At 60.9% G+C, this 11,636-nt stretch carries 11 protein-coding genes; 5 read left to right on the top strand and 6 right to left on the bottom strand.

The annotated features are described in order from the left end of the window. Positions 1-189 precede the first annotated feature (189 nt). Genes NW846_RS01620 through rsmD form a run of 3 tightly spaced genes read left to right on the top strand, consistent with a single transcriptional unit; the run spans position 190 to position 2,462 of the window. Entirely contained in the window at positions 190-954 is a 765-nt protein-coding gene (locus tag NW846_RS01620; protein ID WP_228375357.1) for a HEAT repeat domain-containing protein, read from the top strand. A gap of 60 nt (positions 955-1,014) precedes the next feature. Next, the gene (locus NW846_RS01615; RefSeq protein WP_011431434.1) at positions 1,015-1,905 is read left to right on the top strand and encodes a Sll0314/Alr1548 family TPR repeat-containing protein; all 891 of its coding nucleotides are present in this window, start codon (positions 1,015-1,017) and stop codon (positions 1,903-1,905) included. Positions 1,906-1,910: 5 nt separating this feature from the next. After that, positions 1,911-2,462, top strand: coding sequence for a 16S rRNA (guanine(966)-N(2))-methyltransferase RsmD (rsmD, locus tag NW846_RS01610; RefSeq protein ID WP_414348025.1), 552 nt, complete (start codon positions 1,911-1,913; stop codon positions 2,460-2,462). Here the strand turns inward: rsmD and NW846_RS01605 are convergent. Together NW846_RS01605 and glgA are read right to left on the bottom strand one after the other, a co-directional pair. Then, a complete protein-coding gene (locus tag NW846_RS01605; protein ID WP_099834749.1) occupies positions 2,459-3,076 on the bottom strand; it encodes a hypothetical protein in 618 nt (205 codons plus the stop codon). The two genes, rsmD and NW846_RS01605, sit on opposite strands and share 4 nt — an antisense overlap. 126 nt (positions 3,077-3,202) lie before the next feature. Then, positions 3,203-4,597, bottom strand: a complete 1,395-nt coding sequence (glgA, locus tag NW846_RS01600; protein WP_049749844.1) for a glycogen synthase GlgA — start codon at positions 4,595-4,597, stop codon at positions 3,203-3,205. A gap of 304 nt (positions 4,598-4,901) precedes the next feature. Here glgA and psbD point away from each other — a divergent pair, with 304 nt between their 5' ends. Next, positions 4,902-5,960, top strand: coding sequence for a photosystem II D2 protein (photosystem q(a) protein) (gene psbD / locus NW846_RS01595; RefSeq protein WP_011431157.1), 1,059 nt, complete (start codon positions 4,902-4,904; stop codon positions 5,958-5,960). A gap of 77 nt (positions 5,961-6,037) precedes the next feature. Here psbD and NW846_RS01590 read toward each other — a convergent pair whose 3' ends face one another. The 4 genes from NW846_RS01590 to rph all read right to left on the bottom strand — a co-directional run bounded on the left by NW846_RS01590 (position 6,038) and on the right by rph (position 9,755). After that, complete coding sequence (locus NW846_RS01590; RefSeq protein WP_011431430.1) at positions 6,038-6,607, bottom strand: shikimate kinase; 570 nt, start codon at positions 6,605-6,607, stop codon at positions 6,038-6,040. A gap of 26 nt (positions 6,608-6,633) precedes the next feature. Then, entirely contained in the window at positions 6,634-7,269 is a 636-nt protein-coding gene (locus NW846_RS01585; protein WP_011431429.1) for a riboflavin synthase, read from the bottom strand. Between the two features lie 25 nt (positions 7,270-7,294). Then, positions 7,295-8,533, bottom strand: coding sequence for a response regulator (locus tag NW846_RS01580; RefSeq protein WP_011431428.1), 1,239 nt, complete (start codon positions 8,531-8,533; stop codon positions 7,295-7,297). A gap of 493 nt (positions 8,534-9,026) precedes the next feature. Further along, on the bottom strand, positions 9,027-9,755 hold the full coding sequence (rph, locus tag NW846_RS01575; RefSeq protein WP_414348251.1) for a ribonuclease PH: 729 nt from the start codon (positions 9,753-9,755) through the stop codon (positions 9,027-9,029). 281 nt (positions 9,756-10,036) lie between these two features. Between rph and NW846_RS01570 the strand changes: the two genes are divergently transcribed. Next, the gene (locus NW846_RS01570) at positions 10,037-11,449 is read left to right on the top strand and encodes a folate/biopterin family MFS transporter (protein ID WP_414348248.1); all 1,413 of its coding nucleotides are present in this window, start codon (positions 10,037-10,039) and stop codon (positions 11,447-11,449) included. Positions 11,450-11,636 lie beyond the last annotated feature (187 nt).

Raw genomic sequence — 11,636 nt, 5'->3', positions numbered from 1 at the left:
GGGTCACCACCGAGCGCTTCACCGCAGCCATGGCTTGCTTCCGCGCTGCGCTTTTTCGCTCGAGAGCGGGTGGTGGGGGGCCGAGGCTTTTGTTATCCTGTCGCTTAACGGATGCAAGCACGAGTCCCTAGATTGCTGTGTCAGGGAGATTTGGCTCCATTGGCAGGCTCGGAGAGAGGATGGGATCTGATGTTTACTTGGCTCTGGACGAAACACTTTTCTCGCCTAAACCAGAGGCTGCAAAGCTTGGAGGTGGCCCGCGAGGAAAACCTTCTGTCTCCTGATCTGAGCGCCCAAACTCTGCAGGTGGCCCCTGACTTTTGGGAGCGGCAGCACCAGGCTTTCGTCTACCTGGATAAGCAGATGCGAAAGCTCAGCCGTCGCAGCAAGATTTGGGGCGGGATGGCACTGCTGGCTGTTTTGGCCGATGCTGCTTTGGTGGTTGCCGGCTTGGCGATGCTCCAGTCTTGGCAACAGATGCGGGCCGACCAAAACCTTGCTCGCATTGTCCAACAGGCTGCGGCTGCTGACCCTGTACAGCAAGCCTTTGACAACCTGGTGGCCCAATTGCCGCATATGAACGAGGCAGAGCGGTATCATGCCCTAGAGGCGTTGCAGGCCCTTTCGGCCATCGCCATGGCGGGCCGGGGCTCCTACGGCTACTCTCCTGGCATCTCTGTGTACGGCTCTGTTCCTACAGCTGCGACAACCCCTCTTGAGGCCCAACTGCAAACCATCTATCAGTTGGGTCAAATGCGTGCAGTTGAGGCGGTGCCGGCTTTGCTGACCAAGCTTTCTGACGGCGAACCGGCGGTGCGGGAGGCGGCAGCCCGCGCCCTCGGCCAAATCGGGGATCCGCGCGCCCTGGATCCCTTGCACGCTCTCCTGGCCCACGAGACCAATGAGTTGGTTCAAGACGCAGCCATTGCTGCGATTGCGCAAATGCTGCGCTGAAGAGCAGGTCAAGGACGCGTCGATTCGCTAAAAGTTCGTAGTGGGTGCTGAGGCCAGGGGATGAGAAGCGACAAGTTCGGCAGAGGGGCCAAGCTCGCAGGGATCCTGTGTTGGGTGTGGGGATCCGCCTTGCCGGTTTGGGCGCAGGATCCTTTTCGCAGCGGGGCCAATGCCCGCCCCATCAGCCCTGAGGTGGCTGCGGCGTTTGAGGAGTTTTTCTGCGCAGGCCGCTACACCCAGAGCCGAGAGAAGCTGGAAATAGCCAAGAAAGCTTCCCCCGACGAGCCAATGGTCTATGCCCTGTTGGCGGCGCTGGCCTACCAGGAGGGGGATCTGGATGCTTTTGCCCAGTTGGCCACCCAAACCCGACAAGTGGCTGCCGAGCTGAAAAAGACGGATCCCTTGCGCGGCAACCTGTATGAGGGCGTGGGCTATGGGCTGGAGGCGGCCAACACTGTGGTGCGGGAGGGGGTGGTGATCGGGCTGCCCAAGGCATTGCCCACCCTCAATCAATTGTTTGCGTCCATCCGGGCCGCCCAGGCCGTGGACAGCAGCGACCCAGAGCTGAATCTCCTCAACGGCTATATGGATTTGCTGCTGACCTATCGGGAGAAAGCGTTGAATCAATTTCGCCTGGCAGCGCCTGACTATTTGTCCTACCGCGGCCAAGCCCTGGCCTATCGGGATATGAAACGCTTTGACGAGGCGCTGGAGGCGGTGGAGCGGGCCATTGCTGCTTCCTGCAACAACCCTGAGCTCTACTACCTCAAGGCGCAAATTTTGGTTGCCAAGGGCCAAGACCGGGAGGCAGTTCCCCTTTTCGACCAAGCCCTGCAGGCTGCTGCCCAGTTGCCTGAAGCTTTGGTGGAGCAGATCCAGATGGAACGGGATCGTGCCGCCCAGCGCAGCGGGTTAACCGGCCAGTTGCCTACACCGACTCCCTCCCCCTAACACTAATGGGCCTGCGTATCAGCGGCAAACGAGCGCTGCAGACCCCTGCCGGCCTGGGCACTCGACCCACCCCTGGGCGGGTGAGGCAGGCCCTGTTCAACATCTTGCGGGGGCAGGTGGAGGGCTGTCGCTGGCTGGATCTCTGCTGTGGAGCCGGCACAGTGGGGGCAGAGGCCCTGTGCCATGGGGCGGCCTTTGTGGCCGGGATCGAGATCGCTGCGCCGGCCTGTCGCCTCATCCAGGCCAACTGGGCAAAGGTAGCTCAGCCGGGACAATCTTTCCAGGTGATTCAGGGGGATGCCCGCAAGCTGCTCAGCCGCGGCCTGGGCTTGGATCCTTTCGATTACGTCTATTTTGATCCCCCCCACGACGCCGGTCTGTACGCCTCGCTCCTGCCGCGGATCCCGCCCTTGCTCAAGCCAGGTGGAACCTTGATTGTCGAGCATCGCAGCGGCCAAAAGCTGCCAGAGCAGGTGGGATCTCTCCTGCGCGTCGACCAGCGGGCTTATGGGCAAACGGCGCTGGCTTTCTACCGCAATCTGGAAGAAAAGCTCTAGGGAAAAGGAGTGCTAACAAAGCCAATTTCCAGCAGCTGCTGGTAGGCCTGGGTGCCTAGCTCCCGGGTTGGGGTTTGGCTTTTGATGACCTGGATCAACCAGCCCACGGCCTCCTCGGGGCGCCCGGCAGCCCGATAGACCACGGCCAGATCGTAGGCAGCCTCATCTCGGGCCTGGGCGGCAACGCGGGCCAGCTCCCGCTGCTCTTCGGAGATGCGGTTTTGGATCCCGGCAAAAGCCCGGGAGAGATCTTGGTGGTAGTTGGAGCGCTGGTTGTAGGCGTTGAACACCTGTTGCAGCAGCTCGATGGCCCGGTCGTAGTTTTGCGCTTGGATGGCGGCATCGGCTTCGGCGGCCAGTTGTTCAGCCCGCAACACGCTGAGGGCATTGTTGGGCTGTTCTAGGGCCCGAAACTGCTGCGGGTTGGGAATGAGCTGCTGGCCAGGGGGCAGCTCTTGAGCCGTGGCCCAGAGAGTCGAGCCGACGCCCAGGACAAGGCCAAGCAACAAGCCGAAAGCCAACCGCGCCCAAGAACGGCGCAGAAAGTTGAGCCCTTGGACAGTGGCGTCTTGGCGCCGACCTTGGCCAATAACAGCGGGACGTCGTCCGAACATTGGCAGGCAGTCCTCAAAACCTCGTTAACCCGTTCTACTTTATCTCACTCTGGGTGCCTCCGCCGCAGCTCAGGGATCCCCTCAGCCAGAAGTTGCTGGGAGGCTGGCTGTTTGGACGGAGTAGAGCTAAGTGGGGGCGGGCTGATTCTCAGAGGAGGTCTTTTCCGGCCTCAGCGGCAAGTTCATAATCAGCTCGTACAGGCGCAGGTATTCCAGCGCCGAGCGCTGCCAACTGAAGTCGGTGGCCATGCCCCGCTTTTGCAGCGCCTGCCAAGTGTCTTTGTGCTGAAAGGCCTCCCAAGCCCGCGCCAAGCAGGTGTAGAAGTCCAGGGCTTCGTAGCGATCAAAGCAGTAGCCCGTACCGATCCCCTTGCTGGGAATGTGATGGCTGACCGTATCCACCAGCCCTCCCGTGCGGCGGGCAATGGGCACACAGCCGTAGCGCATGGCGATCATCTGGCTGATGCCACAGGGCTCAAAGCGGCTGGGCATCAAAAAGACGTCTGCTCCTCCATAGATCAACTGAGCCAGTTGCGGCTGGTAACCCTGTTGATAGGCCATTCTGCCCGGGTGCCGCTCGGCCATCTCCCGGATCCGCCCCTCGTAGTAGGCTTCCCCGCTGCCCAGCAAGACAAATTGTGAATCGCTATAGGCCAAAAAGCGATCCAGGGTTTGGATAAGCAGATCGATCCCCTTTTGTTCCACCAAACGCGCTACCATGCCCATCAAGAACACGTCGGGGTTAACGGTCAAACCCAAGCGAGACTGGAGCGCCGCCTTGTTCACCGCCCGGCCGCTGAGGTCGTCGATGCTGAAGTTGGCCTCGAGAGCGGGATCGGTGCGGGGATCGAACTTCTCGGTGTCGATGCCGTTCAGGATCCCCCGCAGGCGCTCCCCTTTCCAGGCCAGCAGATCCTGGAGGCCCTCTCCATGGAGGCTGGTGCGGATCTCCATGGCGTAGGTGGGCGAAACCGTATTCACTTGGTCGGCGTAGAGGATCCCGGCAGCCATGGTGTTGTGGGCGGAAAAATACCAGGGCAGCCAGGTCATGCGTTCCAGTTGCCAACGCCAAGGCCCCTGATAGGCCAGGTTGTGGATGGTAAAGACGGTGCCGATATCGGGAGCCTGGTGCATCCAGGCCGGGATCATGCCGGTGTGCCAGTCGTGGCAGTGGATGATGTTGGGTTTCCAAGGGTAGTAGGTCCAGGCAAATTCAGCCACGGCGTTGGCAAAAAAAGTAAAGCGCCAGAACTCGTCCTCGCCGTAGTAGATGCGGTGGGGAGCAAAACAATAGTGGCTGACCAAGTAGAGGGGCACATCGGTGCCGGGCAAAACGCTTTCGTAAATATCGGCCACCTGCCCCATGACCTGTTTAGACCAGATGGGATCCTTGGAGCGGGGGTATTGCCCCGGTTCCGGGCCGAACTTGTCCCAGAGAAACCCGTACAGGGGCATGATGATGCGCACATCCTGCCCCAGCTTGCGCAAAACGACGGGCAGGGATCCCACCACATCCGCCATACCCCCCACCTTGGCAATGGGGGCAGCCTCCGCCGCTGCAAACAAAATCCTGGCTTGCACCACAATGCCCTCCGTGTTGCGATGACCCTCGTCCTGCTGAGGCAAGCGGATCCCGGCAAAACCCTTCCCATCCTAAAACACAAGGGATCCCTGTGCCGGCCAAGCTGGGGCAGAGCCTCATCCTGAGAAGTGTTGCAATTTATTAATTTTTCGTAAGATAGAAGGGCGGTGCCGCTCAGAAATGCTGGGGGCGGTGCTGCACTGCATTTTTGGTTGGTTGTCTTTTTCTGGAGAAAATTGTCCTATGACCATCGCAGTAGGGCGCGCGCGCCAGGAGCGAGGATGGTTCGACATCGTCGACGACTGGCTCAAGCGCGACAGATTCGTGTTTATCGGCTGGTCGGGGCTGCTGCTGTTTCCTTGCGCCTATTTGGCCCTGGGCGGCTGGCTGACCGGCACCACGTTTGTAACCTCTTGGTACACCCACGGGTTGGCCAGCTCCTACCTGGAGGGGTGCAACTTTTTGACGGTGGCCGTGTCCACCCCCGCCGACAGCATGGGGCACAGCCTGCTGCTGCTGTGGGGCCCGGAAGCCCAGGGGGACTTTACCCGCTGGTGCCAGATTGGCGGGCTGTGGACCTTTGTGGCCTTCCATGGGGCGCTGGGCCTGATTGGCTTTATGCTGCGGCAGTTTGAGATTGCCCGGCTGGTGGGGGTGCGGCCCTACAACGCCATTGCGTTTAGCGCGCCGATAGCGGTGTTTGTGAGCGTGTTTTTGATTTACCCGCTGGGGCAGAGCAGTTGGTTTTTTGCGCCCAGCTTTGGAGTGGCGGCGATTTTTCGGTTTTTGCTGTTTTTCCAGGGGTTCCACAACTGGACGCTGAACCCGTTCCACATGATGGGGGTGGCCGGCGTGTTGGGTGGAGCGCTGCTGTGTGCCATCCATGGGGCGACGGTGGAGAACACGCTCTACAAGGATGGGGAAGCGGCGAGCACGTTTCGGGCATTTGAGCCGACGCAGGCGGAAGAGACGTACTCGATGGTGACGGCGAACCGCTACTGGAGCCAGATTTTTGGGATAGCGTTTTCCAACAAGCGGTGGCTGCACTTTTTCATGTTGTTTGTGCCGGTAACGGGATTGTGGATGTCGAGCATTGGTGTGGTGGGGTTGGCGCTGAACCTGCGGGCGTATGACTTTATCAGTCAGGAGACGCGGGCGGCGGAAGACCCTGAGTTTGAGACGTTCTACACGAAGAACATTTTGCTCAACGAGGGGATTCGGGCCTGGATGGCGCCGCAGGACCAGCCGCACGAGCGCTTTGAGTTCCCCGAGGAAGTCCTGCCCCGCGGCAACGCGCTCTAAGGAATCGTTGCCTGCCCCTTGCCAGGGATCCGCTCCTGGCAAGTCTAGGGATCCCAGAGGTTTGCGGATCCCTTTTTTTATCGGTTGCAAGGCGGCTGGGCTCGCAGGCGGGCGCAAATGGCCTGCCAAACCTGTTCCGCCAACTGGGACGGGCTGGCTTCTGAATGGATGGGCACCCGCACGTCGGCCTGGGCGTAGAAGGGTTCTCGCTCCTGCATCAGCCTCTGCAGGGCAGCTTGGGGATCGGGGGTTTGCAAGAGGGGCCGTTGGCCAGGATCCCGCTTTAGGCGTTGCCAAATGAGCTCAGGGGCCGCATCCAGCCAAACGGTGAGGCCGTGGTGCAGGTAGCTCCAATTTTTGGGCCGCAGCACGATGCCGCCCCCCGTAGCAACCACCAGGCGGGTGTAGCCGCTGAGCTGAGCCAGCACCTGGGTTTCCAGCTCCCGGAAGTGGGCCTCCCCCTGCTCGGCAAAGATCTGGGCAATCGAGCAGCCCGCCACCTGCTCCACCAGGGCATCGGTATCGAAGAAGGGGCGGCGCAACTGGGCGGCCAGCTCAGCTCCCAGGGTGGACTTGCCGCTGGCCATCATGCCAATCAAATAGACGGTCACGCCACGCAGGCGTTCGGCTTCTTCCGGCTGAATCATGAGATGGGCAAAGATCCGCTAGGGACTTAAACGTATCCGTGCTCGGCCAGAAACTCCAGAGAAAGGCCGCTCTCCGGCGGAGCCAGGCCCAACAATTTTTCCACATACTTGCCCAGCATGTCCGCCTCCACGTTCACCGGATCCCCCACCTGCAGCAAGGAGAGGTTGGTCTCGCGGTAGGTCTGCGGGATCACCGCCACCTTGAACCAGCAGCCCCCCTGGCGCACCTCGGCAACGGTCAGGCTGACCCCGTTGACGGCCACGCTGCCTTTGGGCACGATGTAGCGACCGATCTCCGCCGGCACCTTGAAGCTCAGCTCCCAGGCGTTGCCGGTGGCCGCTTGCTCCCACAGTTGTCCCACCCCATCGATATGGCCGCTGACGAAATGCCCCCCCAGCTTGTCTCCCACCCGCAGGGACGGCTCGAGGTTAACGGTGCGCGGGCCGGATCCCTGGCCCCAGACCGAGCGCCGCAGCGTTTCCGGCGAGACATCGGCCAAAAAGCCATCGGGCAGGATCTCCACCACCGTCAGGCAGAGGCCGTCCACTGCCACGCTGTCGCCATAAGCCAACTGCGGCTGTAGCTCTGGACAGATAACCCGTATTTGGGAAGAGGAGATCAACTGAGCTGTACCCAAACTGCGCACCAGACCCGTAAACATAGTTTCGGCCTCCTTGGCCCGCTTTCTAAGCTTTGGCCTGATCCCCAAGGGGGGCAGGGGATCCCCGCCATGGGCTGGGCGGGTTGGTTTTGGCTCCTCGGGGAGAGTAGGGGGTGTGCTCTTGCTGCTGGGCCTGGGCCAAAAGCCGCTCCACCTCGGCGACGAGCTGGCTTTCGCTAAAAGGCTTGGTCAGGTAGCCGGTTGCTCCCGACCACTTGCCGCGGATGCGATCCAGCAAACTATCCCGCGAGGTAACCATCAGGATAGGGAGAGACTTGAACTCTTCCAGGCTACGCACAATGCGGCAGAGTTCTATGCCGTCGATCCCGGGCATGGCGATGTCCATCAACAACAGGTGAGGCCGGTGCTGAAACAAAAGGGGGAGCACCTCGGCGGGGTTGCCCGTTGTGATCACGTGATATTTGGATAGGTACTGCCGCAGGATTTCTTGCATCACGACACTGTCGTCCACCGCCAAGAGGGTTGTGGGAGCGTGGCGCTTAGCCTGCAGCAGTTCTGGGGGCGTTTGCAGGCTCACCAGACCTTTTTTGGCCCAGGCAGCGAAAAGGCCGGCCACCTCCAGCCGATCCCGACACAGCTTCTTGGCAATGGCCTCTAGCGACTGGCCATCTTTGGTGAGGGCGTGTAGCTTTTGCCGCTGTTCGTCGGTAAGGCGATAGCGGTTGACCCGATCCCAGTTGACCACCGGCACCGCCAGCATGGTGGGAACGGCCACCCGCAACTCCGCCCAGCGATCGTGGCGGCGAGCCGCTTCTTGTAGCAGCGGCTCCAACTCAAACCCGCCAATGGGGGCCTCTTGGGCAACCCGTTCCTGCACTTCAAAGGAACAGGTGCCTGCCCGCTCAAAGAGATAGCGATCGAAATCGGTGAGCAGGTTGAGCCAGAGCGCGTCTTCCAGCTCACCTGGCTTGATCAGGCCCAACTGGGCGATGGCCTCTAGCAGTTCCGGCAGGGAGTTGTCTTTTATCAGCCGCTCCTGCAGCACTCGGATAGCCCGCTGCGACCATTCCAAGTTGAGGCGGGGAATAAAGCGGGATAGGCGCTTTAGCAGGATCTGAGGGTTGAGGGGCTGATCGGCGGAAAAGAGCAGTCTGCCGTAGTAGTAGGTCAGCACCCAAGGCTCCGTGCCCTCGGCGGGATCCCCCCCTTTGAGGTGGAGGTGCAGATAGCCGGTGCTAAACTGCCGACCTTGCTGCCGGAGCAGGGGCGCCAGTTCCCCCGCTGCAAACACAAAATGGGACATGGGACATCCTCCCGGCCAGCCTCTGCAGTCCAAATGCGCAGGGATTCACCTCGGCCACACACCCAAGCTTGCAGAGGCAGCCGTGATTCACGGCTGCTTCATCTCATTATCGTCTCTTTACCAAAAAGAAACACAAGAGGATAGCTTGGTAGCCCCGTACTTGAGTGCGGGGCGAAAAAGCCCTTGAGCCACTTTAGTTGCTTCTTTGTTATATAGAGCTTCTCCAGGAAAACAACCTACTGCGGTGCAAAACCGGCGCGGCAATAACTAACCTGGAGGAACTTCAGTCCGAAGTAAGCAGAACTTTGAGGTTATGCCTCAAAGGACTGTCTAGGGGCGTCTTGACAGCGCCTTCGCGAGTCCATTTTGGGCTGCGTAAGAATCCCCTGGGTGGGAGTGTCAAAGGCAGAACTCTGGGAACCCTACCAGCAGCCGCCCGACCGGAACCGCTGCAAGGCTCAGGCTGGGCTCGCGGCTGCAACAATCCCGTCGGCTACAAGTTTAGAGTCTCTCGCTGGGCCCGGAGCAATTCTTGGATGCCGGCCTGGGCCATATCCAACATTTGCAACAGTTGCGAGCGGTCGAAGCAGCCGGCTTCGGCGGTGCCCTGAATCTCGATCAAGGCTCCCTGCTCGTTCATGACAATGTTCATGTCCACTTCCGCTTGGCTGTCCTCCTCGTAGCACAAATCCACCAGCACCTCGCCTCGCACGATCCCCACCGAAAGGGCTGCCACCTGCTGCCGCAAGGGGGATCCCTGCGCCGGATCCAGCAGCCCCTGTTTGTAAAGCCAAGTGATGGCGTCGTGCAGGGCCACATAGCCACCGGTGATGGCGGCGGTGCGCGTGCTGCCATCGGCCTGCAGGACGTCGGCATCGACAGTGATGGTGCGGGATCCCAGCTTGTGGAAATCCAAGGCGGCGCGCAGGCTACGCCCGATGAGCCGTTGGATCTCGGCGGTGCGGCCTGAGACTTTTAGCGTCTCTCGCGGCCGGCGCTGTTGGGTGGCGGTGGGCAGCATGCGGTACTCCGCTGTCAGCCAGCCTTGGCCGGTGTTCTGCAAAAAGGGGGGGACTTCTTCGGCCACACTGGCGGTGCAGAGGACATGGGTATCGCCAAACTTCACCAGCACTGAGCCCGGAGCGTAGCGGGTGAAGTGGCGCTGAAAGGAAATCGGGCGCAATTGGGCAGCCGTGCGACCATCGGGGCGTTGCCAGCTCATGAGCAGTTCAAAAAAGGATCCCTCGCATTGTCAGTCATGTTCGCCCGAGGCAGCTCACGGCTTGGAATCTCTACAGAAGTGCCGCCGGCGCCTTGACAGGCGGGGGTCTGGAGGATCGCAGCCGTGGGCCGGTTGGGCAGGTTACAGTTGAGCAGGTTACAGTGTAAAGAAGTTCTTAACTCTCATTTCCTGCTGTTGCTATTGTTGCGGCAAGACAATGCTGCAAGAGCAGTCCTACGGGACAACGGCCAAGACAGGAAGCGACAAGGACAAGATTGCCCATGCTTCACCTCCTGCTGCAACAGCTGCGCCGATCCACTTTGGATCCCCTGCAAGAGATCTGCTGGACGCCGGAACTGATCGGGATCCTGCTGGTGTACTTTGTGCAGGGGGCGGTGGGGCTGGCGCGGCTGGCCACCAGTTTTTACTTGAAGGATAGCCTGGGCCTGGGGCCGGCGCAGACGGCGGCGCTGATGGGCTTTGCCGTCATTCCCTGGACCCTCAAGCCTCTTTACGGCCTCCTCTCCGATACGCTGCCGCTGGCAGGCTACCGCCGCCGTCCCTACCTCTTGCTCTCCGGGCTGCTGGGGTGTGGGGCTTGGCTAGGGATGGCCCTGTGGGCGCCAACGGCTGAGTTGGCGATGCTGTGGATGGTTTTGGGATCCCTGGCGGTGGCGGTGGGGGATGTCATTGTGGATTCGCTGGTGGTGGAGCGGGTTCACGGCAGCGACTGGGCGGGGACGGGCACGCTGCAGTCTTTGTCCTGGGGGGCGACGGCGCTGGGATCTCTGCTCACGGCCTATGCCGGAGGGGCACTCCTAGACCACTATCCCCCCCAGGTGGTGTTTGGGCTGACGGCCTTGTTGCCGCTGCTGATCGCCCTGGCGGCTTGGGTGATTGTGGATCAGCCGGTGGCCTGCTCCTTTGGCTGGGATCCCTTGCGGCAGCAGGTGGGACAGGTGTGGCGGGCGCTGCGGCAACCCAGCATTCTCTTGCCGGTGTTGTTTGTCTTTATCTGGCAGGCAACTCCCAGCGCCGACGTGGCCCTGTTTTATTTTTTTACCAGCGATCTCGGCTTTGGGCCGGGGTTTTTAGGCCAGGTGCGGCTGGTTACCAGCGTCGCCAGCTTGGTGGGGGTGGCGATCTTTCAGGTGTATCTGCGGCGGATCCCGCTGCGGCCTCTATTTGGCTGGATGACGGTTCTCTCGGCAGGGCTGGGCCTAACCAGCCTCATTTTGGTCTATCACCTCAACCGGGCCTGGGGCATCGACGATCACTGGTTTAGTCTGGGGGATAGCCTGGTGCTGACGGTGGCAGGGCAGATTGCCTTTATGCCGGTGTTGGTCTTGGCTGCCCGCCTCTGCCCGCCGGGAATCGAAGCTACCCTCTTCGCCTTGCTGATGTCGGCTTTTAACCTGGCGGGGTTTCTCTCTCAAGAGTTGGGATCCCTGCTCATGCACGCGCTGGGGGTAACCGAGAGCGATTTCAGCCATCTGGGGCTGCTGCTGCTATTGACCAACCTGTCCACCCTCTTGCCCCTGCCGCTTTTGGGCTGGCTGCCGGAAGGGGGAGCAGATCTGGAGGCGGAAGCCCACGCTTCTCTCGAAGCCTTTTTGCAGGAGGTGCGCGCAGAAGAGGCCGAGGCAGGGATGGAGGCAATCCCTTTGGGACAGACGGACATCACCTATTCTTGAGGGGCTGGCTGCCAATCAGACGCACTCCTAGAGGCACCCCTCACCCCCAGCTCTTCTCCCAAAGGGAGAGAGGAGCTAGAGGTGGAGACGGCGTTCGGCTTCGCCATGCTTGAGTGCGAACTATCAATTGAGACTCCCACCGCCTAAAGGCGGGGGATTCTTACGCAGTCCACAAAAGAACCCGCAA

The sequence above is a fragment of the Synechococcus sp. W60.3 genome, assembly GCF_047502615.1.
Lineage (GTDB): Bacteria > Cyanobacteriota > Cyanobacteriia > Thermostichales > Thermostichaceae > Thermostichus.
The sequence above is the reverse complement of the archived record's forward strand: the minus strand, read 5'-3'. Positions and strand labels throughout refer to the sequence as shown.